20 protein-coding genes, 1 tRNA gene and 1 pseudogene are annotated in these 26127 nt (G+C 59.2%); 5 read left to right on the top strand and 17 right to left on the bottom strand.

The window, feature by feature from the left end; genetic code table 11:
- Positions 1-325: 325 nt before the first annotated feature.
- Positions 326-400 (bottom strand) — tRNA-Gln (locus BLR72_RS15420).
- Between the two features lie 170 nt (positions 401-570).
- Between BLR72_RS15420 and BLR72_RS15415 the strand changes: the two genes are divergently transcribed.
- Positions 571-1581 (top strand): MraY family glycosyltransferase, encoded by a 1011-nt coding sequence (locus BLR72_RS15415; protein ID WP_175492373.1) that lies wholly within the window; start codon positions 571-573, stop codon positions 1579-1581.
- On the opposite strand, the gene BLR72_RS15410 is transcribed toward BLR72_RS15415, so the two are convergent.
- On the bottom strand, positions 1578-3446 hold the full coding sequence (locus tag BLR72_RS15410) for a polysaccharide biosynthesis protein (RefSeq protein WP_027230036.1): 1869 nt from the start codon (positions 3444-3446) through the stop codon (positions 1578-1580). The genes BLR72_RS15415 and BLR72_RS15410 overlap by 4 nt on opposite strands.
- Before the next feature lie 256 nt (positions 3447-3702).
- Here BLR72_RS15410 and BLR72_RS15405 point away from each other — a divergent pair, with 256 nt between their 5' ends.
- On the top strand, positions 3703-4905 hold the full coding sequence (locus tag BLR72_RS15405) for a DUF2793 domain-containing protein (protein WP_175492372.1): 1203 nt from the start codon (positions 3703-3705) through the stop codon (positions 4903-4905).
- On the opposite strand, the gene uraH is transcribed toward BLR72_RS15405, so the two are convergent.
- The 7 genes from uraH to BLR72_RS15370 form a co-directional block, all read right to left on the bottom strand.
- Positions 4906-5259: a hydroxyisourate hydrolase gene (uraH, locus tag BLR72_RS15400; protein ID WP_091950013.1), complete on the bottom strand. Its 354-nt coding sequence runs from the start codon at positions 5257-5259 to the stop codon at positions 4906-4908.
- 9 nt (positions 5260-5268) lie between these two features.
- Positions 5269-5772, bottom strand: a complete 504-nt coding sequence (gene uraD, locus BLR72_RS15395) for a 2-oxo-4-hydroxy-4-carboxy-5-ureidoimidazoline decarboxylase (RefSeq protein ID WP_027230038.1) — start codon at positions 5770-5772, stop codon at positions 5269-5271.
- Positions 5773-5784: 12 nt separating this feature from the next.
- Positions 5785-8103 carry a xanthine dehydrogenase molybdopterin binding subunit gene (xdhB, locus tag BLR72_RS15390; protein WP_091950011.1) on the bottom strand — a complete coding sequence of 773 codons (2319 nt, stop codon included), beginning with the start codon at positions 8101-8103 and terminating at the stop codon, positions 5785-5787.
- On the bottom strand, positions 8100-9527 hold the full coding sequence (gene xdhA / locus BLR72_RS15385) for a xanthine dehydrogenase small subunit (RefSeq protein WP_091950009.1): 1428 nt from the start codon (positions 9525-9527) through the stop codon (positions 8100-8102). Before xdhA ends, xdhB begins: the two co-directional genes overlap by 4 nt.
- Before the next feature lie 67 nt (positions 9528-9594).
- A complete protein-coding gene (locus BLR72_RS15380; protein WP_091950007.1) occupies positions 9595-10095 on the bottom strand; it encodes an ureidoglycolate lyase in 501 nt (166 codons plus the stop codon).
- Position 10096: 1 nt separating this feature from the next.
- The gene (puuE, locus tag BLR72_RS15375) at positions 10097-11014 is read right to left on the bottom strand and encodes an allantoinase PuuE (RefSeq protein ID WP_091950005.1); all 918 of its coding nucleotides are present in this window, start codon (positions 11012-11014) and stop codon (positions 10097-10099) included.
- A 126-nt stretch (positions 11015-11140) separates the two neighbouring features.
- A complete protein-coding gene (locus BLR72_RS15370) occupies positions 11141-11728 on the bottom strand; it encodes a biotin transporter BioY (RefSeq protein ID WP_091950003.1) in 588 nt (195 codons plus the stop codon).
- A gap of 122 nt (positions 11729-11850) precedes the next feature.
- On the opposite strand from BLR72_RS15370, the gene BLR72_RS15365 reads away from it, so the two are divergent.
- Complete coding sequence (locus tag BLR72_RS15365; protein WP_091950285.1) at positions 11851-12750, top strand: MBL fold metallo-hydrolase; 900 nt, start codon at positions 11851-11853, stop codon at positions 12748-12750.
- Between the two features lie 7 nt (positions 12751-12757).
- On the opposite strand, the gene BLR72_RS15360 is transcribed toward BLR72_RS15365, so the two are convergent.
- The 4 genes from BLR72_RS15360 to BLR72_RS15345 all read right to left on the bottom strand — a co-directional run bounded on the left by BLR72_RS15360 (position 12758) and on the right by BLR72_RS15345 (position 19758).
- Positions 12758-13558, bottom strand: a complete 801-nt coding sequence (locus BLR72_RS15360; RefSeq protein ID WP_091950001.1) for a DUF1499 domain-containing protein — start codon at positions 13556-13558, stop codon at positions 12758-12760.
- A 189-nt stretch (positions 13559-13747) separates the two neighbouring features.
- The gene (locus tag BLR72_RS15355; RefSeq protein ID WP_091949999.1) at positions 13748-16018 is read right to left on the bottom strand and encodes a phosphocholine-specific phospholipase C; all 2271 of its coding nucleotides are present in this window, start codon (positions 16016-16018) and stop codon (positions 13748-13750) included.
- Positions 16019-16113: 95 nt separating this feature from the next.
- Positions 16114-18453, bottom strand: a complete 2340-nt coding sequence (locus BLR72_RS15350) for an alkaline phosphatase family protein (protein ID WP_091949997.1) — start codon at positions 18451-18453, stop codon at positions 16114-16116.
- 57 nt (positions 18454-18510) lie between these two features.
- On the bottom strand, positions 18511-19758 hold the full coding sequence (locus tag BLR72_RS15345; protein ID WP_091949995.1) for a coiled-coil domain-containing protein: 1248 nt from the start codon (positions 19756-19758) through the stop codon (positions 18511-18513).
- Positions 19759-20123: 365 nt separating this feature from the next.
- Between BLR72_RS15345 and BLR72_RS15340 the strand changes: the two genes are divergently transcribed.
- Positions 20124-20465, top strand: a complete 342-nt coding sequence (locus tag BLR72_RS15340) for a hypothetical protein (RefSeq protein ID WP_091949992.1) — start codon at positions 20124-20126, stop codon at positions 20463-20465.
- Positions 20466-20546: 81 nt separating this feature from the next.
- Positions 20547-21944: an aminotransferase gene (locus BLR72_RS15335; protein WP_091949990.1), complete on the top strand. Its 1398-nt coding sequence runs from the start codon at positions 20547-20549 to the stop codon at positions 21942-21944.
- A gap of 48 nt (positions 21945-21992) precedes the next feature.
- Here the strand turns inward: BLR72_RS15335 and BLR72_RS15330 are convergent.
- The 4 genes and pseudogenes from BLR72_RS15330 to ppdK all read right to left on the bottom strand — a co-directional run bounded on the left by BLR72_RS15330 (position 21993) and on the right by ppdK (position 26075).
- Positions 21993-22283: pseudogene (locus BLR72_RS15330) on the bottom strand (type II toxin-antitoxin system RelE/ParE family toxin).
- Positions 22284-22292: 9 nt separating this feature from the next.
- Complete coding sequence (locus BLR72_RS15325; protein ID WP_091949988.1) at positions 22293-22523, bottom strand: CopG family ribbon-helix-helix protein; 231 nt, start codon at positions 22521-22523, stop codon at positions 22293-22295.
- A gap of 61 nt (positions 22524-22584) precedes the next feature.
- Complete coding sequence (locus BLR72_RS15320) at positions 22585-23286, bottom strand: polysaccharide deacetylase family protein (protein WP_091950283.1); 702 nt, start codon at positions 23284-23286, stop codon at positions 22585-22587.
- Positions 23287-23408: 122 nt separating this feature from the next.
- The gene (gene ppdK, locus BLR72_RS15315; RefSeq protein WP_091949986.1) at positions 23409-26075 is read right to left on the bottom strand and encodes a pyruvate, phosphate dikinase; all 2667 of its coding nucleotides are present in this window, start codon (positions 26073-26075) and stop codon (positions 23409-23411) included.
- Positions 26076-26127: the final 52 nt, after the last annotated feature.

Genomic DNA, 26127 nt, shown 5'->3' with positions numbered 1-26127 from the left:
CATGGCCACCCGCCGACCTTTCGAAGTGTCAGGAAGAAAACTGGAGGCAAACGATCAAACGCACGCGGCAGTGCGCCGCGACCTTGGTATGCCTTGCCGATCTTCGCGCCGGACCGCTCCCGTCCAGATGCGAATGCTTACTCCCTGCGATTCATACTTACGTGATGAAACGTTTCATTCAACATTCAAGATGATGCGGCGCTTGTCAATATGGAAGCGACGCATGGAACAAATGTTATTTGAAATGTTAAAGTGTATGCAATTCAGGGGTGCAGAACGGTCGATATTTCGAGTGCCCAGGCCAAGATTTCCGTGATTTCCGAGTTGGCTGGGGCGCCTGGATTCGAACCAGGGAATGGCGGTACCAAAAACCGCTGCCTTACCACTTGGCTACGCCCCAAAATCTTGCTGTCTATCCAGGCGAAGCGCCCGACCGCGCGGCCTTATAACCTCTGGCTCGGGGTTGCGCAACGTGAATGATCGGCCATTTGTCGCTCTTCGCAATTGTTTCCATATAATTTTCGTGACAAGGGTGACTTTGAATTCACGCCGTTCCGAACGAGGCCCGGATTGCCCTTTGCTGTATTGCTTGCGCCATTCATCGCCACTGCCATCGGCGCTGCCATACTGCTTGCGGCCATCATAAGGCTCCTGCCGAGCAATTTCCTCGGCGCTACCATTACGGAGCGGTCCAACCATACGCAGCCGGCGCGCCAGCTTGGCGGCCTTGCCATTATCCCGGCAGTCCTCCTGGCGCTGTGGATATTCGGCCCGGCAGCCGGTCTCGACTGGCGATTTCTTGCCTCGAGCAGCGCCGCCGCGCTTATCCTGTGGGTCACGGGGTTTTTCGACGACCGCCATCATCTGCCCGAAAGTGTCCGGCTGATCGCACAATTTCTCGCGGCCGGAATAGCCGTCTATGGCCTCGGCAGTGAATTCCGGCTGCTGCCCGACCTCCTGCCGTTCGCCGTCGAGAGGCTGCTCCTTGCCTTTGCGCTCGTCTATTTCATCAACCTCACCAACTTCATGGACGGTCTCGACCTGATGGTCGTCGCCGGGCTTGGCATACCGCTGGCGCTGGCTGCGGTTCTCGCGGCGATCGGCCTCGTGGCTTCGGGTACGGGCGTGCTTGCCGCCTGCCTCGCAGGAGGCCTCTTGGGATTTGCTCTGTTTAACCGCCCGAAAGCGCTGGTTTTTCTCGGCGATTCCGGCAGCCTGCCGATCGGGCTTTTGAGCGGGCTTGCCTTCTTCCTGGTTGCCCGCGACCTTTCAATCGCCGCAGGCCTGCTTTTGCCGCTGTTCTTTATCGCCGACGCCACATCGACGCTGTTGATGCGGCTTGCGGCACGCGAGAACATTCTCGCTGCCCACTCCAAGCATGCCTATCAGATCGCCAAGCGGTCGGGCTGGTCGGTCTGGCAAATCGTTACCTGCGTCGGCGCACTGAATTTCATCCTCGGCATCTGCGCCTTCCTGACATTCGATGGCGGGCTTGTTGCGGCCGGCGCAATTTGCGCCGGACTGCTGGCAGTGACGTTGCTGCTGTCACGCTTTCGCAGCGCTGGACAACGAAGTCTTTAAGACGTTGCGCGCTCGTAGAGCAGCTTGCGGACGCCTTCAGTATCGCGCCGCTCGATCAGAAGCTGGAGTTCTGCCACAGCATCCGGCAGGCGGTCGGCGGCGTTGGACCGGCGTTGGGCGCGCAGGATTTTTGTATGGCTCGTCGACCCGACGCCGGTGGGATCATAGAACAGTTCCTCATGCAGCTTTTCACCGTCGCGAATGCCCACCGTGACGATCTCGATGTCGCCATCGGGGTTGCTGCTGTCCTTCACCGACAGTCCGGCGAGCAGGATCATGTTTTCGGCAAGATCGCGGATACGCACCGGTTCGCCCATTTCCAGCAGCAATATGTCGCCGCCCTCGGAAAGCGCGCCGGCCTGGATGATGAGCTCGGCAGCTTCGCGCACGGACATGAAATAGCGGGTCATGTCGTCATGGGTAACCGTCAGCGGCCCGCCCTGCGCGATCTGCTCGCGAAAGAGCGGCACCACCGACCCGCTTGAACCGATGACATTGCCGAAACGGACCGAAGCAAATATCTGCCCGGTCCCCTGCTCCCTGGCGATATCGCCCTGATGCCGTACGATAAGTTCCGCCCAGCGCTTGGTCGCCCCCATGACATTGGAGGGCCGAACGGCCTTGTCGGACGAGATCAGCACGAAGTTCCGCACCCCCGCCTGCTGTGACATTGCGGCCAGCACGTCGGTGCCGATGACATTGTTGCGCGCGCCCTCGACGACGTTCTCTTCGACAAGCGGCACATGCTTGTACGCGGCGCAATGATAAACATTTTCAACCTTGTGCTCGGCGAGCAGCGCGCGGATCAGCGAAGCATCGCTGATCGAACCAAGCGCCGGAACGATCACGCAATCGGTCATGCCCGCCAGCTCGCGCTGGAGCTGGTAGATGCTGTGCTCGTTGACATCGAAGACAATGAGCTTGGCGGGCGCAAGCTTGACGATGGTGCGGCAAAGCTCCGAGCCGATCGAGCCGCCGGCGCCGGTAACAAGGATTACCCGGCCTTCCACGGTCTTGTCGAGCAAGGTCGGGTCGGCCGGAACGGGCGAGCGGCCGAGCAGGTCGTCAATGTCGATATCACGCAGGTGGCTGACCAGATACTTGCCGGCCGTGAGGTCGGAGATGGCCGGGAGAATACGAACCTTGACGTCCAGAGCCTTCAATCGACCGATCAGCCGGCGACGCTCGATGCCGCTCAGCGATGATGTCGTGACGATCAGTTCGCTGATACCGAAATTATCGATCAGCGTCTCAAGGTGCTGCGTGGGGTAGACGCGGATACCGAGGATATCCATGCCGTGCAGGCTCCGGTCGTCGTCGATGAAACCGGCAACGGATACCTCGTTCTGGCTGCGCAGCGCATTGGCAAGCTGGCGTCCCGCATCGCCCGCACCGAAAATCAGACATTGCCGCGCCATGAGCTTGTCGCGCAGTGCACTCCACAGCAGCCATTTGGCGCCGAAGCGGCTGCCGCAGATGATGCCAATGCTCAGCACCCAATAGAGGAAGGGAATAGCGCGCGGCACGCCCTCTGCGCCGGTCATGAGCGTGAGGAACGCCAGGCAGACCCAGAGAATGACAGAGATGGTTACCGCCTGGATCATCGTCCAGATGGCCTTGTCCGGCAGGTAGCGGATGACGGCGCGATAGAGTCCGAAGCGGATGAACACCGGCAGCCCGATCAGCGGCGCGGCAACCATCAAAAGTGCCTGTTCGCTGTTCGGAATAAAGAATGTGCCAAATCGCAGCAGATAGCTGAGCCAAACGGCAAAGGTCAGCGCGATCACGTCGAATACGACCAGGATCAGTTGCTTGTAACGACGCGGCATCATCGAGACGCCCTGCCGAAAATTTTCCAGTGTCATTGATCCTCGATGTTCACGGCATGCAGACGGGCTTGATAAGGGACGTTCAAAAGCACCTTTGCGCAAGGGATGAGCCGGGCAGGCGTCTCGCCCTACAACGGAACCCCAAACGGACGCAAGACCAGTAACATAGGGCTACATAAATGCAATGACCGGCAGCTCGTCAATCAATCACCATGTGCATCGCCGGTTTATCCAACACAATCACAACGGCTGTACTGTCCCGGCAATGGCGAAGCGCGGAAAGGACAGCCACATGGATCAAACGTCGAACCTCAAATTGCCCTACATCGCCCCCTCGCAGGCGCAAAAGCATGTAACGCACAACGAGGCGATACGCGCGCTCGATGCTCTGGTGCAATTATCGGTGTTGAATAGCAATGCGCAGGCGGCGCCATCCAATCCCGCTGAAGGCGACCGCTACATTATCGGATCCGGGGCAAGCGGGGCCTGGGCCGGCAAGGATCAGCAGGTCGCCGCCTTTCAGGATGGTGCATGGGCGTTCTTTCAGCCCCTTGAGGGCTGGTCCGCATGGGTAGCCAAGACCGCGAACTTCCTTGTGTTTACGAATGGCGCGTGGAAGGCCGCTGCAAGCGGTGGTACCAATCCCGTGAATGCGGTCGGCATCCAGACTGTCGCGGATGATACGAACCGCCTCGCCGTGAAAAGTCCGGCATCACTGTTTGACCACGCGGGCACGAGCCATCAAATCAAGATCAACAAGTCCGACGACAACCAGGCAGCGTCGCTCCTCTTCCAGTCGAACTATCAGGGCCGCGCCGAAATGGGCACGATATGGGGCCGCGACTTCCGTATCAAGACCAGTGCGGACGGCAGTAGCTGGCGCGATGTCATGATCGCCGACAATGCGACCGGCGTCGTGCGTTTCCCCAATGGCATTGCCAGCGCTGCCACCGGTAAACGCCTTTCCGGGCTTGTCTTTTTGCCGGCCGGGCCCGATGCGACGATCTATCAAATGCCGGGCAGCGCCACGTCGGCCGCCGCCAAGGTCGCCTCGATCGCCGCCGACATCATCACGCTCGCTGCCAATAGCGCCGTGAGCTTGTTTGGAACGGCCATGCGCGACGTCGCGATGGTCCGGCTCTGGAATGTCACCAAATCGCCAGCCCAGTCGGCCTGGGTCAAATGGGACACCGCCCTCAACGGACTTCAGGTCGTAAACGCCGATCATATCAAGCAATGGGCCTCCGGCGATGCGCTGCAGATCGTCGATCCGGTCAAAAAGACAATCGCTATCGATATCTCGCCGCTGATGCAAAAGCGGCTCGGCGGCGTGTTCGCACAGGACGGTGTGCTGCTGACGATCGTCAATTCGGGCAATTCCGTCGGCAGCCTCGTCCTGCCAAGTTCCGATCTGTCACCCCAGTCCGGAGCGAACCTCGTCTATTTCCGCGGCGATGAGACGCGCGTGTTCAACATTGCCGGTGTTTATGGCTGATCAACTGCCCCGATAGGTCGAATAGGACCAGGGAGTGACCAGAAGCGGCACGTGATAATTTGCGTTCGTGTCGGCAATCGCGAAGCGTATCGGCACATCGTCGAGAAAGGCCGGGGTGTCGAGCGCAACGAGCTTGTGCTTGAAATATTCCTCGACGAAAAACGTCAGCTCGTAGCGGCCGACCGCCATCTCGTCGGCTGCAAGGAGCGGCTTGTCGGTCCGGCCATCCGCGTTGGTAACGGCGGTTTTGAGAAGGACAGGCCCGCCCTCCTCGATACGATGGAGTGTCAGGGCCATCCCGTCCGCGGGCTTTCCGGCGGAATTATCGAGAACATGCGTGGATAACTTTCCCATGTGAGGTCCTTAAGTGATCAAATCGTGCAAGCGAAACCGCGCAATCAGCGCGATCTGCCGTAAAGCTTCGGCGACTTCCTCGCCGGCATTGTGATCGAGGCGCTGGCGAAACGCCGCCATGATCGAGTGCTTGTTATGGCCGCGCACGGCAAGGATAAATGGAAAACCGAAACGGCTCTGATACGCGTTGTTGAGACGATGGAACTCCTCGAATTCCTCGTCGGTCAGCCGGTCTAGGCCAGCCCCGCGCTGTTCGCTGGTTGATTCGACGGTAAGACTGCCCTGGCGCGCCGCCTTCCCTGCCAAATCCGGATGCGCACGGATCAAGCCCAATTGTGCCGCCTGACCGGCCTTTTCGACGGCGACGACCATGGCGCCGTGCAGGATCTCGACGCTGGTGAACGGTCGCTGGCCGGCGACCGCCTCGGCGACCCACGGCGAATGTTCGAAGACACCGCCGAGCGCGCCAACGAATTCCTCCGTGCTGGCACTGTTCAGTTGTTCAAGCCTCATGTCCCCTCCCTCTCAAGCTGTTCGGTTGGCTTTGGCCTCCCCTACTGACCGTAGAACATTTTCGGGCGTTGCCGGAGAATCGAGATGCGGAACGCCAGCGTGGATCGAGGCGATAGCGTCGCGGATCGCCAGCCAGACCGAAATGCCGAGCATTAATGGTGGTTCGCCAATCGCCTTGGAGCGAAATACCGTCTCCTCGTGGTTCGGCATATTATCGAGAATGCGGACGTTGAATTCGGGCGGAACGTCGCGCGATCCCGGTATCTTGTAGGTCGAAGGTCCGACGGTGCGCAATTTGCCGGCCTTGTCCCACCATAGTTCCTCGCAGGTAACCCAGCCCATGCCCTGCACAAAGGCGCCCTCGATCTGGCCAAGGTCGATGGCGGGATTGAGCGGCGAGCCGACGTCCTGAAGGATATCGGCCCTGAGGCAACGGGTCTCGCCGGTCAGCGTGTCGATCGCAACTTCAGCAACCGCTGCTCCGTAGCTGAAATAGAAGAACGGGCGGCCCTTCATCGTTTTGCCGTCCCAATGGATCTTGGGCGTCGCATAATGGCCGGCCTCGGAAAGCTGAACGCGCTTGGCCCAGGACATTTTTGCAAGTTCGCCGAACGAAATCGATTCATTGCCGGCATGAACTCGCCCCTCGCGGTAGACGATCACGTCTTCCTCGACGTCGAAATGTTCGGCGGCCACGCGCGTCATGCGCGCCTTAATCGCGGTCGCCGCCTTGAAGGCTGCCATGCCGTTGAGGTCTGAGCCGGTCGAAGCGGCCGTCGCGCTGGTGTTCGGCACCTTGCCGGTCGCAGTGGAGGATATCCGCACCATGTCGAGCTCGACTTGGAACACTTCGGCGACAACTTGCGCGACTTTGACGAACAGCCCCTGCCCCATCTCGGTGCCGCCGTGATTGAGGAAGATCGAGCCGTCGAGATAGACATGGACGAGCGCGCCGGCCTGATTGAGCGAGGTCAAATTGAAGGAAATGCCGAATTTGATCGGCATCATGGCGAGGCCGCGCCTTATGACAGGATTCGTCGCATTATGCGCATCGATCTCGGCACGACGGCGGCTCCAGTCGGCTGAGGCAAGCACGGCTTCGGTGACCTCGACCAGGCGGTTGTCTTCTACCTTCTGGCCATACGGCGTCATATCGCCGGTTTCGTCGCCATAATAATTGATGGCGCGGACGTTGTTGGGCTCGAGCTTCAGCTCGCGTGCGATCGTATCGATGATGCACTCGATGGCGATAATGCCCTGGGGCCCGCCAAAGCCGCGAAATGCGGTGTTCGAAACGGTATTCGTCTTGCAGGCATGACCGACAAAGCGGGCATGGGGGATGAAATAGGAATTGTCTGAATGGGTCAGGGTGCGCGTGATCACCGGCCCCGTGAGGTCGGGGAGATTGCCGGCCCGGGCCAGATACTCGATGTCGAGCCCAAATATGCGCCCCCTGCTGTCGACGCCCGCCTTCCAGTTGACGACATAATCATGCCGCTTGCCGGTGGCGACCATGTCGTCGCGTCGCTTCAGGCGCATCTTGCACGGCTTGCCCGTCTGGGCCGCGATCAGCGCCACCGCGCAGGCGATGATGGTCGGCTGGCTCTCCTTGCCGCCGAAACCGCCGCCCATGCGCCTCACCTGGCATTCGACCGCATTGGCATGAACGCCAAGGACGAGCGCCACATGGTGCTGGACTTCGGTCGGATGCTGGGTCGAAGAATGGACCAGCATTTCCCCGTTCTCGCCGGGAATGGCATAGGCGATATGGGTTTCAAGGTAGAAATGATCCTGTCCGCCCATGCGCAACTTGCCGGAGATGACATGGGGCGCGCCGGAGAGCGCCCTGTCTACATCCCCTTCGACGACCTGCTGCGCAGGAAGAACATAGCTCTTCTTGTTATGGGCCTCCTCGATGTCCAAAACTGGTTCGAGCTTTTCGATGTTCAGTTTGACACGTTTGGCGGCGCGATAGGCTGTCTCGAAATCCGACGCGGCAACTGCGGCGACCACCCGCCCCTCGTAATCGACGATATCTTCGGCAAACAGCGTTTCGCCATGGAGGATAGGGCCAACTTCGTTGTGACCGGGTATGTCCTTCGCCGACCAGATGCCGGCGACGCCCGGCATCGCCAACGCTTCCGAAGCGTCGATACCAAGAAGCCTGCCGTGCGCCACCGGCGAAAGAACGAAGGCCGCATGCAATGTCCCAGGCAGTTCCGGCATATCGTCGATATAGGCGGCTTCGCCAGCGACGTGCCTTGCCGCAGAGTCATGTGCGATGCCCTTGCCGACGATACTGCGGTGAACGATCTTGGCATCGATATTCATAGCGCCATCACCTCCACCGTCTCGCCTGCCACATCGCGCCAGAAGCGCTCGGCAAGGTTTGCAGCGACCTCTAGGCGATAATCGGCGCTGCCCCGCCAATCGGTCAACGGCTTGAATTCGGTTGCAATCGCTGCGGCGCAGGCTGCAACTGCCTTTCTGTCAAAACTGGTTCCGACGAGCGCGCGTTCAGCTTCAGGAGAGCGGCGCGGGGTTGCCGCCATGCCGCCAAAAGCGATGCGGGCGCTGCGAACCTGACCTTCCTCCCGCACGATCGAAAACGCAGCGCAGACGGTGGATATATCCTGGTCATAGCGCTTCGATATCTTGTAGACGCGAAAATCCTGGCCTTCCCTGGGCTTGGGGATCGAGACAGAAGCGATCACCTCATCGGGACGCAGTTCCGTCTTGCGGTAATCGAGGAAGAAATCTTCAAGCGACAGGAAACGGTGGCCGCTCTGGGAGGCAAGCTCGATTTCGGCGCCGAGGGCAATCAGCGCGGGCGGTCCATCACCGATGGGGCTCGCGGTGCCGATATTGCCGCCAATCGTGCCCATGGACCGGATTTGCGTCGAACCGAAGCGCCGGATCAGCGTAGCGAAGGATGGATAAATCGGCGTGACCGCAGCCAGCACTTCCTCCCACGTCACCGCCGCGCCGAAACTCAGATGATTGTCGGTCTGGCGAATCGCCCGCAATTCGCTGACCCGAGCCAGCGAAATCACATCGTCCCAATCGCTGTGATAATCGGCCAATGCCACGCCGAGGTCGGTGCCGCCGCCAAGTAAAATCGCCTGCGGTCTCTCCTTGCGCAGTTGCAGAAGCGCATTGAGCGTCGCTGGCTGATCGAACGACGCACCGCCGGCCGAAACCGATCGGCGCGGCTCAATCTTCGCAAAAGCCGTAACTGCGGGGCCGCTGATGCCGGCGCCGCCGGCGCCGATCACCTTGCGTGCTGCCTCGACAATTGGCCTGTAGCCGGTGCACCGGCAAAGATTGCCAGCAAGGGCATCGTGAATGTCCTGTTCGCCGGATTCCGGCTTGGCCGCGGCAAGACCCGCGATCGAAATGACGATGCCGGGCGTGCAGAACCCGCATTGGGACGAGCCGTTTTCCGCCATCGCAAGCTGGACCGGGTGCAGGTGTTCACCCTTGAGGCCCTCGACGGTAACCAGCGCACGGCCGTCGATCTGGCCCATCGCAAGGATACAGCTGTTGGCGGCGTGATAGTGCACGCGAGGTTCGGCGCCCTCTTCTGAAGGATCGCCGACGAGGACAGAGCACGCCCCGCAATCGCCTTCCGCACACCCTTCCTTGGTACCTGTCAGGCGCGCCGGACCGCGCAACCAATCCAGCACCGTCACATCGGGTCGAACTGCAGCTTCCTGCAATTGACCATTGAGAAAAAACCGTATCGTCGTAGCCATGTGAGCAGCTTCGACCGGCTGGACGTGGGCGTCAAGTGGCGAGATTGCGCAATGGCCCTGGGGCCGATCAGATGGAGCCAATCCTGTAAAGACGGTCTTCAAAGAAGAATTCTTCGAGATTGTTGCCCTCGCCGCCGCGGTCGACGACCACGAAGTCCGATTCGGCCTCGAGCGATATCAGCGGATGATGCCAGGCGTTGCGGGCATAGTTGACGCCCTGGTTGCCCTGGCACAGGAACGCGACCGGCGATCCCGGCCGCCCGCTTTCATCTTCGGCCACAACCGCAAGGTAGGGCCGGTCCTGCAGCGGCATGAAAGCCTGGCTGCCGAAGGGATGACGTTCGAGCATCTTGATCTCGATCGGCGGCGCGAAACTCTGGCCGCGAAATATGTTGACCAGCACGCGCGCTCCCGGCCCCGTCACATCGACCTTTGCAAGGTCGTGGAAGCGCTGCGTCGTGCCGCCGTTGATAAGGCGCATCTGCGCGCCTGCGGTTTCGATGACGTCGCCATAGGGTGCGAATGCCGCCCGCGTCAGCGGCGTGACATTGAGGCTGAGGATTTCCATCTTAGTTTTCGTCTGCCGGGCGGTGATGTTCATGCCAATGATTGGCGATATCGATGCGCCGCGTGATCCATGCGCCTTCCTGATGCTGGACATAATCGAGGAAGCGCTCCAGCGCCGCCGCGCGTCCCGGGCGCCCGACCAGCCGGCAATGCAGGCCGATCGACATCATCTTCGGCGCGCCTTCCCTGCCCTCGGCGTAAAGCACGTCGAACGTATCCTTGAGATAGGTATAGAACTGGTCGCCTGAGTTGAACCCTTGCGGCGTCGCAAAGCGCATGTCGTTTGCATCGAGCGTGTAGGGCACGATCAGATGCGGACCCTTTGGACCCTTGACCCAGTAGGGGAGCTCGTCGGCGTAGCTGTCGGCGGAATAGACGAAGCCGCCCTCCTCCATGACGATCTTCAGCGTATTATCCGACGGTTTACCCTGGTAGATCCCGAGCGGCCGCGACCCGGTAATCTCGGTATGCAGGCGTACCGCTTCAAGAATGTGCTGTCGCTCAGTGTCCTCGGGACAGTCCTTGTATTCGAGCCAACGCAGGCCGTGGCTCGCAATTTCCCAATCGGCCTCCTTCATGGCGGCGACAGCTTCGGGGTTGCGCGCCATGGCAAGGGTAACCCCATAGACCGTGACCGGCATCTTGCGCCGGGTAAACATGCGCCACAGCCGCCAGAAACCGGCCCGTGCGCCATACTCATAGATCGATTCCATGTTGAGGTTGCGCTGGCCCGGCCAGGGCTGCGCGCCGACGATCTCCGACAGAAGGCACTCCGATGCCGGATCATTATCGAGGATCGAGCTCTCGCCGCCTTCCTCGTAGTTGACAACGAACTGCACGGCGATGCGTGCGCCGCCCGGCCATTTCGGGTCGGGCGTGTTTCGGCCATAGCCGATCAAATCCCGCGGATAATCTGACAAGACGTGCCTCTTATTTTTGAACGAGTATCATGAGAAACTGCGAAGGCCGCATCGCAAAGTCAATGGCCGGCGCAAAAACAAAGGCCGCGGACGATGCCGCGGCCCAACGATGGTTGCGGCAAGTTCTTAACGGCGCTTGAGCAACGAGCCAATGGCCGGAACGATGGCAGCCGCCAGAGCGAGCTTTAAAATGTCAGCGACAATGAATGGACCAACGCCGAAGGTGAACGCCTTCTCGAAGCCGAAGAGATAGGCCATCCACAGGAAGCCGAGGCCGAGAATCGCAACCTCTGCCGCTAGCATCGCCGCGCCGAGAACGATCGGGTTGCGGGCATAACCCTTGTCGGCGGCGGTGCCGACGATCCATGCAGCAACGAGATAGGAGGCGAGGTAGCCGCCCGTCGGTCCAACCATATAGGCAAGGCCGATGCCTTTTTCTGGCGTGCCGGTGAAAATTGGCATGCCAAGCGCGCCTTCAAGCAGATAGAGCGCCATGGTAGCGACGGCAAGCCGCGAGCCGTATGCGGCGGAGATGGCGAATACGGCAAAAGTCTGCATCGTTACGTTGACGAAGACCATGTCTACCTTGGTCTTGGCGGCAAGTGTCATCAGCGCGGTGCCGATCAGGGCGAGCGTGACATACCAGACCGCTTTGGCGAGTTGACCTTCAGGCTGGAATTCTTGGGCAAGGGAACGGGTTTGCGCAGCGATCATGTCGATATCCTCTGTGTAGCCTTCGCCGTGGGGCGGTATTTCACCGTTTGTGAAAACGGTATATTGGGGATTATGCCGCGCCGCAATATGTCGAAAAGGCTTTGAAGGGTCCGCTTGCGTTCATGTCTCTAGTTTTCGACACCAGTTTTGCGCCGCGCTACGGTGAAGCGGTCGACATTGCCCCGAAGGTTCAGCGGATAACCGTCAATAATCCAAGCCCGTTCACCTTTCACGGCACGAACTCCTATCTCGTCGGCCACGATACGCTGGCGTTGATCGATCCTGGACCGCTGGATGACGCCCATCACGCAGCGCTCATCCGCGCCATCGCCGGGCGCCCGGTCAGCCACATCTTCGTCAGCCATACCCACCGCGACCACTCACCGCTCGCCGCGCGCTTGCGCGATGAACTCGGCGCCGTCGTCGTCGCCGAAGGGCGGCATCGGCCGGCGCGGCCGCTGCATGTCGGTGAAGTCAATCTCCTCGACGCCAGCGGCGATACGGACTTCGTTCCTGATCTCGTGGCCAGTGACGGGTCGGTGATCGAGGGCGACGGCTGGGCGTTGCGTTCAATCCATACGCCCGGTCACACCGCCAATCATATGGTGTTTGCACTTGAGGAGATCGGCGTGCTGTTTTCCGCCGACCACGTGATGGCCTGGGCGACATCGATCGTAGCGCCGCCGGATGGCGCAATGTCAGACTATATGCGCTCACTCGACCTGCTGCTTCACCGCCATGACCGCATCTATTTCCCCGGGCACGGCGGACCTGTCACCAAGCCAAAGACCTTTGTGCGCGGCCTGAAGGCGCACCGCAAAATTCGCGAACGCGCCATCCTCGAGCGCGTGCGGGCCGGCGACCGCACGATTCCTGCCATGGTTGTCGTCATTTACCGGGAAACCGATCCACGCCTGCATGGCGCCGCCGGCCTTTCGGTTCTTGCCCATCTCGAAGATCTCGTCGCGCGCGGCGTCGTCCACACCGACGGCAATCCCGCCATCGACGGCGTCTACTGGTAGTGATCGGCTAGGGCTGCTCCGGCTGCGTGGTTTCCTCGTCGGGCTGGGTGCCCTGCACCTCCAAGTCGAGCGCCGTCATGAACGCCGTGATGCGGTCGGCATTCTCGCCAAGATCATGAATGCCGTAGCGGGAGACGGAGCGCATATCGACGTAGGTGGTCTCGCCTTCGTCGGTGAGGCGGATAACGACGTCGCTGGTAAAGCCGAGCAGCCAGGTGCGGGCCACGACTTCGAGAAGGATTTCTTCGTCGTCGCCGGGTTCCCCCTTCTGGCTCAGCACCGTCCATCCATTGTTGGAGACAACGGTATTCACCGCCGTCAGGATCCGATCAGGCGAACCGTCATAGCGCCGGCCGGTGACCTGCGGATAGGCGCTCGATTGGAGTCCGCGGCTTTCCTCATCATTGACGAGCGGGTTCATCCGCTCGCTACGCTGGCCGGCAGCGAAAAGCTCAGGCGGATCGGCTATATCGGTGGAAACGTCGTAGAGTGTAGGCAGCGTCAGTGCCTGGTAGAGGGTCATTGCGAAGGGAGCCAGAACGATGAGCGCGATGATCCCACCCCAGAATGCACTCGGTCCGCCGCGGTCTCCCCGGCGCCAAAGGCTGGTGAACCCCTTGAAGCTCAAAAGCAATGCAAGCAGCGCCAGCCCGGCGACGACCGCAAGCAGCCAGAGAAATTCCGGCGTCTCGATGCGCTCGAAGCGATGCCCGAGCCCGGACAGAACGAAGAGGATCGCGGCCAGAAAAGCCACGCGCACCGACCACTTGGCTGAAATCGACTGACGGCGGCGAAAATGATGGCGCATGGAATCCCGGCGATGCACAAAACGTCTCGCCAAGAGCTAATCGCATAATCGACACGAGGCAAGCGCGCGTGACAAATCACGTGCTTTAGTTTCCGGCACCATCCATCCATCCATTCACTTGCCGTTCCTGAACTCTCCCGCCCCGGCACGAGAGCCGGCACGGAAGAGTTTTACTTATTCTCGATCAGCTTAGACGGCGTAATCCTTGTAGACGCGCGTAGCCTCGTCATACTGCATGCCGATGGCCGGATCGCTCTTGCCGATCCTGCCATTTTCCAGCCGGCCCGCGTAACGACGCAGATAAGTGCCGTCATCGAAGAAAGCCACGTCGTACCAGCCGTCCGCCGTTGCAGTTTCCAAAGCGGTAGTTCCCTCGGCGATGGACTTGGTCTCACCCGTATAGGCATTTACCATGGTGAGCTTGCCGTTCGGGTTCCACTTGCCGAAGCTGAACTCGATCTTCGCGGCATCGGCTTTCGACTTGATATCGACGATTTCGGCGACCAGCTGTTGCGTCGCAGTCTGGAAATTACCGCGCAGTTCAAGAAGATAGCCATTCGGGCCATGGATGGCATAGGAATACAGACCATCCGCACTCGTGGGTGTCAGGACATCCGAAAGCTCGCTTCGCAAGCCGTCTTTCTTTGCGCCTTCAACGCTATAGAGTTTTACCTTGTCCTTGGTGGTATAGGGAATAACGGTAAAAGCCGTACCGAGGGGCCCCGGATTCCTGAATGTCAGCCGCACGGATTTCGATTCGACCGCTGTGATTACGTGGAAGTCATAAGCGATGGGCAATTTTTCGCAGCGTGCGCGGTCTTGTTTGAGCGCGGTTTTAGTGTGAAGGGGATCAGCCTTCATATCACCCACCTCAGCCGCAGCTCCTTTAAACAGCCCAACGGGCACGACTTTGATTTCTTCGCTGGACATGATCCGGGCTTGAGTAGCTACCGGAACAATCTGCTCGAGGGTGGTCGCTTCCGCGCGGTGGAAATCGAGCGTGCTGGTAAGGTCACCTGCGATCGCCAGCCGCCACGGCGACAGATTTTTGAAGGCCGGGGCGTCCGGCTTTTGGAGGCCGCGAGCGACAAGCCATTTATCAAGAAAGCGGATGGCCGAGGTGTGATCGAAAACTTCCGAATTGACGCGGCCGCCCGTGCTCCAGGGCGAAATGATCAACGCGGGAACGCGAGCCCCCATTCCAATGGGGTTTTTGGATGCGATCGAGGTTTCAGATTTGACAGTCCCCGGGACATCGAACGTTATGCCGGGCGTTGTCTTCCCGTTGACGGGGTCGATGGGTGGGACCGGCTGCACGACATGGTCAAAGAACCCGCCGTTCTCATCATAATTGATGATGAACAGCGTTTTCTTCCACACTTCCCTGTTGGTCGTAAAGGCACGCAGGATCTCGTGCACGTAATATTCGCCGAAATGTGGCGGGAAGTGCGGGTGTTCGGTGAACGCCTCGGGCGCGACAATCCACGAAACAGCCGGAAGCTTGTTATCCCTTACGTCCTGTTCAAATTGCGACGGCACGTCGACACTGGTTCGCAGAACCGGATTGACTGTCTGATTCTTCTTGTAGATCGCTGTGGTCTTGTCCTGGAATTGCTTAAAGGCGTCCAGAACATTGTCACCGTAATTGCCGGTGAACGTATCTCCGTCCAGGCCCTCCTGGTAGAATTTCCAGCTTACACCCAGTTCCTCAAGTTTCTCGGGATAGCTTGCCCAGTTCAGCTTGTCCCGATCTTCGGGGTTGGCATGGCTGAAATAGTCGTTCTCCGTCCGGCCCAAGCAGGTTCCGGTAAAGAATATGCTCCGGTTGGCGTCGGTGCCGCCATTATGCGCACAATGGTACGCATCGCAAAGCGTGAAGGCTCGTGCCAGTTTGAAGTACAGCGGAATATCCGTTTCAGTGTAATGGGACATGGTGACGATCTTTTTGTTTTCGATCCACTTGTCCATAAGACCACCGTTCCAGGCGCCAAGGCTGTCGCCAAACCTGTGCGACGGATCCTCGATGTAGGTACCACCGGCGCTTGAGGGGTCTACCGGCTCCAGCAGCTTTGGTACGGCGCGGGTTTCTTTGAACATGCGATAAGGCGTCGAATCCGGTATGATACCCGTGACGGGGTCGGGCTTTCTTGGCCAGGCCGCCGATTGCTGCCAGACCGATTTGCCGTTCCTCAATTTCATTGGACGCGGGTCGCCAAAGCCGCGAACACCGCGCAGCGTGCCGAAATAGTGATCGAAGGACCGGTTTTCCTGCATCAGGAAAACGACGTGCTCAATATCGGCGAGCGAACCTTCCTTGCACTCACCTTCCACCGTCAGCAATTCATCAATGGTTGAAGCCGACTGTGCGAGTGCCTCCGCCATGTAGGCCGAGCATGCCGCATAGGCGGCGGCGCTGGTGCCGGCAAGGCCGAGCAACTTGATAAAATCACGTCGTTGCATAAAAAGTCCTCTTAAATGAATTCATTAATCCAGTGACCGGACGACGAAATCGTCATCCGGCATCAAAATAGTAAGTCGGTGCGGGCTAAATCCGATCAGGCGACGAGCGGCTTGTAGACCCTTTCCTTTTCGTCATATTGCAGGCCGATAGCGGGATCGCTTTTGCCGATCTTGCCGTTCTCCAGATGTCCGGCATAGCGGCGCAGATAACGCGACGGCGCATTTACCGCGTCCACGAACGAGACATCGTACCAACCATCGGACGTCGGAATATCGACCGTGGTGGTACCGGCTTCAACCAGTACGATATTGCCGGTATAGGCGTTGGTAACCTTCAGGCGGCCGTTGACGCCGGGCCATTTCAGCGTGAAGCGGATGGTTTTTGCCTCGTCGATGGAAACAGCGTCGGTAATGTCGGCGAGTTGCAATTCCGTCGGATTGGCGCCCGGCGCCCCCATGAACTCAAAGAGATAGCCATTGGGGCCATGCACGGCATAGGAGTAATTTTTGGTGGTCGCGTTTTTCGCGCCGAAGTTTGCATAGGCCTGGTCCTTCACCGTAACCGGCGTTCCCTTCGAGCCTTCGACGGAAAAGTACCACGGACCGTCGCCCGGCCACGTGCCCGGCCTGTCATAGGGGATGACATAGAATGAGGCGGCGAGCTTGCCGCGATTGGTAATCGGATATTTTACGTCGTTGGCGGTAACGGTGGCGCCAACAAAGAAATCATAGTCGAGCGGCATGATCTCGCAACGCGTCCGATCCTGCTTCAGGAGCGTCGGCTTGGCGATGTCGGGATCGCTCTTGTAGACGGTCAGGTCAGGGTTGAGGCCCGGCGTCTTCCTGGCATTGCTTTGTTGCGCGGCGGTAAAGACGACGCCCAGCTTGGTCGTATCGGCCACAGCTTCCGGTTTGGTAAGCACCTTGCGCTTGAAATCGAGCGCACTCGTAAAATCGCCGGCGATGGCCCGGCGCCAGGACGAAATGGGATAGAAGTCGTCCTTAAGTTTCTTGCCTTTTGCCATGAGCCAGGCGTCGACGAACTGGATGGCCGATGTATGATCGAAGACCTCCGAGCACACCCTTCCGCCGACGCTCCATGGAGAAATCACGAGCGTCGGGACCCGTACACCCATGCCCATCATATTCATAAGCTTTGAGTTGCTTGTTACGGCTGCTTCTGAATCAATATCGCGCTGCGGAGTGCTGGTGGCGGTAATCAGGCCCGTCACCTTGATACCGGGCGAGGCTTCGCCGTAGGTGCTGCTAAATGGAGGGGTCGGCGCGGGAACATGGTCGAAAAAGCCGCCATTTTCATCATAGGTGATGATGAATACAGTTTTTTTCCACACTTCGACGTTGGCTGTAAATGCGCGAAGAATTTCGTGGACGTAGTACTCACCAAGATGCGGAGACCATTTCGGATGCTCGCAGAAGGCTTCAGGCGCGGCGATCCAGGAAACAGCCGGCAGCTTGTCGTCGATGATGTCTTGCTCGAACTGCGAAGGCTTGTTGGGATCGGTTCGCAGGATCGAATTTACCGTCTGGTTCTTCTTGTAGATCGGCGTGGTGTTATCGCGGTATTGCTGGAAATATTCGAGCGTGTTGTCGCCGTAGTTGCCCGCAAAGGGATCGCTCGTCCAGGTAAGGCCGTCCTGGTAGAATTTCCAGTCCACGCCGATTTCTTCCAGCCGCTCGGGGTAACTCTTCCAATTCGGCCTTGCGCCGTCCTTGGAGCCGCTGAACGAATCGTTGCCGATCTTTCCATTGCTGTGCCCGGTGTAGAAATAGCTGCGGTTGGGATCGGTGTAGCCGTGCACGGAGCAAAAATACGCATCGCACAAGGTAAATGCCTTGGCCAACTTGAAATAGAGTGGAATGTCCGCTTCCACATAATGCGCCATGGTGACGATCTGCTTCTTCGGGATCCAGTTGTCCATGCGCCCGTAGTTCCACGCGCCGACACCGGTGCCGTAACCATGGTCAGGGTCCGTAATGAACACCCCGCCCACGGTTCCTTCCGGGCTTGTATCGTCCGAAGGCTTGTTGGCGGCAACATTCGGCATGCGATACGGCTTGATCCGCTGCGCATCGGGTGCGGGTGGTTCCTTTGTGGGATCGAATCCGGCCTGCAATTGCTCCCACACGGGACGTCCGTCACGCATGCGCAGCGGACGCGGATCACCGAAACCGCGCACGCCGCGCAGCGTGCCGAAATAGTGGTCGAACGACCGGTTTTCCTGCATCAGGAATACGACGTGCTCGATATCGTTCAGCGAGCCGTTGTTGATGCAGTCGTTCGATGCGACCAGCAGATCTTCGATGGTGGCGGGCGCGTCGGCAAGAGCCTCCATCATGTAACTAGAGCACGCCGCGTAGGCTGCTGCGCTGGTTCCGGCAAGACCCAGCATTTTGATAAAATCGCGTCTATCCATGGATAAACTCCCTGAAAACCAGTTCGTTAATGAAAAATCAAAACGGCATGAAAAAACTTACTGGCAAACGCTCTTGGCGATCTTCAGAAGCTTGTCATTGGAAGCATCACGTTCCTTGATGGCCTTGTCCTTGGCGGCAAACGCTGCATCACGCTCGGTCTGCGCGGCCTTGATATCCGCTTCCTTCTTGGCGATTTCGGTCTTCTGGCTGTCGATCTGCACTTGCGCCTGATCGCTTTGCTTTTGCAGGTCGTCCCGCTTGGTGGTCATGGCGGTCAGATCCTTAGCGGACTGCTCAAGCTGTTTGGTCAGATCGCCTTTGTCGGTCGTCGCCTGATCGAAGCTCTTTTGCAGTTCGTCGCGCTTAGCGGCCATCGTCGCCAGATCCGAGCTGGCTGTCTCGAGCTGCTTGGCAAGCGCGGCTTCTTCGGTCGTCGCCTGATCGAAGCTCTTTTGCAGATCGTCGCGCTTGGCCGTCATCGCGGTCAGGTCCTTGCCGGACTGCTCAAGCTGTTTGGCTAGCTCGGCCTTGCCGGCAGTTGCCTCATCGAAGCTCTTTTGCAGTTCGTTGCGCTTGGCGGTCATCGCCGTCAGATCCGAGCTGGCCGTCTCAAGCTGCTTGGCAAGAGCGGCCTTGTCGGTCGTCGCCTGATCGAAGCTCTTCTGCAGATCGTCCCGCTTGGCAGTCATGGAAGCCAGATCCGCACCAGCCGTCTCAAGCTTCTTGGTCAGACTGGCCTTCTCCGCCGTCGCCGTGTCTACGCTCTTTTGCAGATCGTCGCGCTTGGCGGTTATTGCAGCGAGATCCTTGCCGGACTGCTCGAGCTTTTTGGTCAGGTCCGCTTTGTCACCGGTAGTCGTGGCAAGCTGGGTTTTGAGCGCCGTGAGTTCCGTGGTTTTCTCCACGACGGATTTGTCGAGTACGGCAATCTTCGCCAGATTGGCCTCAATCTCCGTGAGCTTCTGGTCGCGTTCGGCGGCGATCTTGTCCTTGTCGGCAACCATCTGCGACAGTTGCGTGGAAATGCTTTCCTTCTCAGCCGAGACTTGTTTCAGCTCGGCAGCAAGCTTGTCCTTGTCGGCCGCAACAGTTTGGAATGTGGTTGTGATAGAAGCTTTTTCGCTACTGACCGCTTCGATCGTCTTCTTGAGTTCCGCGTTCTCCTTCTTGGCGCTTTCCAGTTCTACGGACTGGGCGTCGAACGTCGATTGCGCCACGGAATTGGGCGCCGGTTGCGACGAGTCCGAACCATCGCAGGCAGAAATCAGGACGAGCGGAATGAGAGCGAGAAGATTGTTCTTCAAAATAATTTCTCCAAATAAATAGCCGGCCAATTAACTGGCGGGTCGCTGCGAAAATTGATTTCTTAAAAATATGGCGCACAACCTCTTACATGAGAAAATGCGCGTCAAAAACCAGAATTGGGGTAAGCGAATACGGGGCAAATGTAAAAGCTGGATGACAGTCTCCGACATTCCCAAACCTGCATCATCTTGCCGCAGGATCGATCACACGTTTAGCGCGTTTACATTTCGTGAGTGGATGGCTCGACGCTCTGCTGACATCATCGCAGTGGTGATTTGGGCTGCATACACGTCGCGGAAAAAGCGGCAGCCGGCGGCCCAGTTAAGTAATAAAAATAAATAGATAGAGAATGTGAGGCTGGGGCATGATGCCAGACGTTGAAAAGCCGGTGTCACTAGAGGTTGTGGAGATCGAGCTTGCGCTGGGTGCGCAGGATATCGTGGCCGACGGATTCGAAGGCGCGCTGAAAAAGGCCGCGGAACTCGTCAATGGTGAGGTGGTCTTCAACATCCGGGCTCCTGAGGACAGCGACGAGCAACGCATTGGTGCCATCTCGATTTCCGACGGCACCACCGACCAGATCGTCTTTATCATGCTCGGCAAGGACGGCACCACTCTCAGCGTCACGCCCGAACAGGATCAGACGACGCTTTTTGACAAGCTCGGGCCGGATTTCGCCGCTGTCATGAAAGGCCTGCGGCGCTAGCGCCTTTTCACGCGCCTCGCCTTTCGCTTGCCGACAACACTCGCTAAGATTGAGGCTTCCTCTTCAAGCCGGAGTTCTGAAATGGCGAACAGCCGTCCCCTCACCAATGTCCAGCAGCGCGACGTCAACGCAATCCTTCATCCCTATACCCCGATCCACAAGCTCCTGGAGATGGGGCCGCTCGTCATGGGCCATGGCAAGGGCGTCTATCTCTACGATACGCAGGGCAAGGAATATATCGAGGGCATGTCGGGGCTTTGGTGCGCTGGGCTCGGCTTCGGCGACGAGGAAATGATCGAGGCGGCAACCGAGCAGATGCGCACGCTGCCCTATTATCACCTCTTCGGCGGCAAGGGCATGGAGCCCGCCATCGAGCTTGCCGAAAAACTCAAGGAACTGGCGCCCGTGCCGATCTCGAAGGTGTTTTATACATCGTCGGGTTCGGAGGCCAACGATACGCAGGTCAAGCTTGCCTGGTATTATAACAATGCGCTAGGCCGGCCGAACAAAAAGAAGATCATCTCGCGCGTCAAAGCCTATCACGGCGTCACAGTCATGTCGGCTTCGCTTACCGGACTTCCGGGCAACCACAAGGGTTGGGACCTGCCGGTTCCCGGCATCCTGCACACCGATTGCCCGCATTATTATCGTTTCGGGCTTGAAGGCGAGAGCGAAGCGGAGTTCGTCGCGCGCCTCGCACAATCGTTGAAGGACATGATCGAGCGCGAAGGTCCGGAGACGATTGCCGCGTTCATCGCCGAGCCGGTCATGGGCGCGGGCGGGGTCATCGTGCCGCCGGCGAACTACTTCGCGGCGATTGAACCCGTCCTGCGCGAGCACGACATCCTCATCATCTCCGACGAGGTGATCAACGGTTTCGGTCGCACCGGCAACTGGTGGGGGAGCCAGAGCGTCGGCATGACGCCGACCACGATCTCGGCTGCCAAGCAGCTTACTGCCGCCTATTCGCCGCTCGGCGCCGTGCTCGTGCCCGAAGACGTCTACCAGGCTTATGTCGATCACAGCGCCCAGCTCGGCACGTTTGGCCATGGCTTCACCTATGGCGGTCATCCTGTCGGTTGCGCGCTCGGCATCAAGGCGATCGAGATTTACCAGCGCCGCAATATCGTCGAGGAGGTCCGCCGCCTGACGCCGACCTTCGAGGCGCGGCTTGCCAGGGTGAAGGATCATCCGCTCGTCGGCGATGTACGCAATTGCGGGCTGATGGGCGCGGTCGAACTTGTGGCTGACAAGGCCACCAAGCGCTCGTTCGATCCGGCGCATGGGGTTGCGGCGCAGCTCGCCCGCTTCCTCGAAGGCCACGGCGCCGTCCTGCGCGCCATCGGCGATTCCATCGCATTCTGCCCGCCGATGATTATCACCGAGGCCGAGCTCAACGAGCTCTTCAATCGCTTTGAGCTCGCGCTCGCGGATACGGAAGCGCATGTGTCCAGCAACAGCCTGCGCGCTGCTGCCTGATCCCGAAGTTTATTGAATGAAAATGGCCGCCTTGCGCGGCCGTTTTTTTCAGAGCTTTCCCGGCCGCCGTTGTGCCGTATGCAAGATGGTCAGAATCTCGATGTTATCGCCCACCCGGTATGCGATGATGTAGGGAATGTCGCTGAGTATGACTTCCCGAGTCCCGCTTATGCCGCCCAGCACGTCCCATGGCGGGATGCTCGACAAGCTTTTCCACTGCCGAAACAATTCGCCCGACGACACGCTTAGCCGCTGCGGGGTTTTCCGAGGCTATATATCTGCCTATTTCATCGAGCGTCGCAGCGCCCGAAGGGTCCAGCGAATTCTTCTTTGGCTCATCTCAACGGATTACTTTACGTATTTGGCAAGTGTTGCGGCAATGTCCTCGTCGCTCGCGAATTCGCCGCGATCCGCCTCGGCCAGGCCGGATTCTATCTCCGCCAGCTGCCATGTTTCGCGCGCCACGTAGTCTTCAATGGCCTGTGCGGCCATGTACGATCTGGATCGATCAAGCTTTTCCGCGAGCTGATCGAGCTTCGCCGCTGTTTCGTCTGGCACGCGCACCGTGAAAGCCGTCATTTCAAGTGATCCTTGTGGTTCACAATAATTCTTTGTGAACCAGCGCGGCTCGTCAAGCGTTCTAGACGCCTGACTGCACCGGCTTTTCGCTCTCCTTCACGTCCTCGAGACGAACGAAATGGAAGCCTTTTTGCTTGAGGGCAAGGACGCCCTTGACAACGCCAGCACCGGCAACGCGCGACGGCTGGTTGATGTGAGCGATGATGACATCGCCATCCTTGGCTCCGGCGATACGCTTTTCAACCTGGGCCGACATCAACGATGCACCCATATCGGCGTTGAGCGAATAGCCGGCGACGCGATAGCCCATCGAATGGACCAGTGCGATCGCGTCGTCGCTGTAGCGGGCCGTTGCATCGCGATACCATACGGGCTTCACCTTGGCCGATGCCTCCATGGCGAGCGCTCCGCCGGCAATCTCGGCCTGGATCGCTTCCTGCGAGCCTGCTGTCTTCAGCCCGAACATCTCCGGCTGGTTGTCGATCGCGGGTACGTGGTTGAGGCCATGGTTTTCGAGTTCGAACAGATCGCGATGTGCCTGCAGGATTGCGACGGCTTCCGGATTGCGCTTGAGCCAACGACCGGTAACGAAGATCGTCGCCGGAATGCGATTGTCCACAAGGGCATTAAGGATGCGCATGTCGGTTTGGCCGGCGCAGGCATCTAAAGTCAGGGCGACTTGCGGCCCGGCGTGCCCGCCCTTCGCAATGTAGAGTTTTGGCTCAACGAAATGCGGCTTATCGCCAGCCACGGCATTCGCCATGGGCAGCGCCAGCAGGAGGGCGGTGAAGGCTGGCAAGGCTTTGCGCACGATATTCGCCGTTCTTGGAGGAATCTCGCGCGCAGATAGGCCAAGCAAACCGAGCGGATTTAAGGCAGAACCGCTCAGCCTTTCTTTGGCTTCGCCGATGCCTGCGCCGCTGCGAGCCGAGCGATGGGCACACGGAACGGCGAACAGGACACATAGTCGAGCCCGGTTTCGTCGCAGAACTTGATCGAGGCCGGATCGCCGCCATGTTCGCCGCAAATGCCGAGCTTGATACCCGGGCGTGTCGCCCTGCCCTTTTCCACGGCGATGCGGACGAGTTCGCCGACCCCGTCGACGTCGATCGAGACGAACGGATCCTGCTCGATAATGCCCTTCGCCTGGTACGTCGTCAGGAAGGAGGACGCGTCATCGCGCGAGATGCCGAACGTGGTCTGCGTCAAATCATTGGTACCGAAGGAGAAGAACTCGGCGACCTCGGCGATCGAATGCGCCCGCACGGCGGCGCGCGGCAATTCGATCATGGTGCCGACGAGGTAATTGATCTTGATATCGGCTTCCTTCATCACATCGGCAGCAACCGCATCGATGCGCGCCTTCACGAAATCGAGTTCCGCCCGAAGCCCGACCAGCGGCACCATGATTTCCGGCTCAACCGGCGCACCGGTCGACTTGGCCGCGGCAACGGCTGCCTCGAAAATGGCACGCGCCTGCATTTCCGCGATCTCCGGATAGGAGATTGCGAGGCGGCAACCACGGTGGCCGAGCATAGGGTTGAATTCGTGCAAACTGTCAGTGCGCTCGCGCAACTTGTCGGCGCTGACATTCATCGCAGCGGCAACCTCGGCGATTTCTTCCTCGGTCTTCGGCAGGAATTCATGCAAGGGCGGGTCGAGCAGACGGATCGTGACCGGCAGACCGTTCATGATCTCGAACAATTCGACGAAATCCGATCGCTGCATCGGCAGCAGCTTCTCAAGCGCGATCCTGCGGCCCTTTTCGTTGTCGGCGAGGATCATCTCGCGCATGGCGACGATGCGCTCGCCCTCGAAGAACATGTGTTCAGTGCGGCAAAGGCCGATGCCCTCGGCGCCGAACGAGCGCGCCGTGCGCGCATCGGTCGGGGTTTCGGCATTGGCGCGCACCTTCATGCGCCGCGTCTTGTCGGCCCATTCCATGATCTGGCCGAAATCGCCCGAAAGCTCCGGCTGCAGCATGGGCACCGAGCCCTTCAGCACCTGGCCCGTGCCGCCATCGACGGTGATGATGTCGCCTTTCTTCAGAACGACACCCATGGCGAGCAGCGTCTCATTGCGGTAGTCGACCCGCAATGAACCAGCGCCGGAGACGCAAGGCTTGCCCATGCCGCGCGCAACCACCGCCGCGTGGCTGGTCATGCCGCCGCGCGTCGTCAGGATGCCTTCTGCCGCATGCATGCCATGGATGTCTTCCGGGCTCGTCTCGATACGCACGAGAATGACCTTGCGGCCTTCGGCCTTCGCCTGTTCGGCATCTTCGGAAGAGAAGACAAGTTCACCGGTGGCAGCGCCCGGAGATGCAGGCAGGCCGGTCCCGATCACGTCGCGCTTGGCTTTCGGATCGATGGTCGGATGCAGCAACTGGTCGAGCGAGGCCGGATCGATGCGCAACACGGCTTCCTCGCGGGTAATCAGCCCCTCGTTGGCCATATCGACGGCAATCCTCAGCGCAGCCTTGGCCGTGCGCTTGCCGGCCCGCGTCTGCAGCATCCACAATTTGCCGTCCTCGATGGTGAATTCGAGATCCTGCATGTCGGTATAATGCTTCTCAAGCCGGTCCGAGACGGCGCAGAACTCGGCAAAAGCCTGGGGCATGACTTTCTCGAGCGACGGCTTGTCGGACCCGGCGGCGATCCGCGCATCTTCGGTGATGTTCTGCGGCGTGCGAATGCCGGCAACGACATCCTCGCCCTGGGCATTAACCAGGAACTCACCGTAAAGCTTCTTTTCGCCGGTTGATGGATTGCGCGTGAAGGCGACGCCTGTCGCCGAGCGATCGCCCATATTGCCGAAGACCATCGCCTGGATGTTGACGGCCGTGCCCCAGTTTTCCGGAATGCCGTGCAGACGGCGATAGGTAATCGCACGCGTGTTCATCCAGCTCGAAAATACAGCGCCGATCGCGCCCCAAAGTTGCTCCTCGGGATCCTGCGGGAATGGTTTTTCCAGCTCTTCCTCGATTTTTTCCTTGTAGAGCTCGATGATGTTTTTCCAATCGTCGGCGCTGAGTGCCGTATCGACCTCGTGGCCGAGATTGGCCTTGGTGTCTTCGAGGATTTCCTCGAAAACCGAGTGGTCGAGGCCCATGACGACATCGGAATACATCTGGATGAAGCGGCGATAGCTATCATAGGCGAAACGGGGATCGCCCGATTCCTCGGCGATTGCTTCCACGGTTTCGTCATTCAGGCCGAGATTGAGGACCGTATCCATCATCCCGGGCATCGATGCTCGTGAACCCGAGCGCACCGAAACGAGAAGCGGCTTTGCCTTGTCACCGAAGGTTCGGCCGGTCACTGCAGCAATATGCTCCAGCGACTTCTTGACGTCGGCTGCGAGCGCTTCAGGGTATTTGCGGCCGTTCTCGTAAAACCAGCTGCACACATCGGTGGTAATCGTAAAGCCCGGAGGGACTGGCAGGCCCAGCGCGCACATCTCGGCGAGATTGGCACCTTTGCCTCCCAGGAGATTTCGATCATTGGCAGAACCCTCTGCCTTGCCGTCACCGAACGTGTAGACCCATTTCATTCTAGCAGCCTCCCTTGGCACAAGAGAGGTCTACGCGATCGATCCGTCAAGC

This window comes from Phyllobacterium sp. YR620 (assembly GCF_900104165.1).
In the GTDB taxonomy this organism is placed as follows: domain Bacteria; phylum Pseudomonadota; class Alphaproteobacteria; order Rhizobiales; family Rhizobiaceae; genus Phyllobacterium; species Phyllobacterium pellucidum.
Note: the sequence above shows the minus strand (reverse complement) of the source record. Positions and strands in the feature narration are given on the sequence as shown.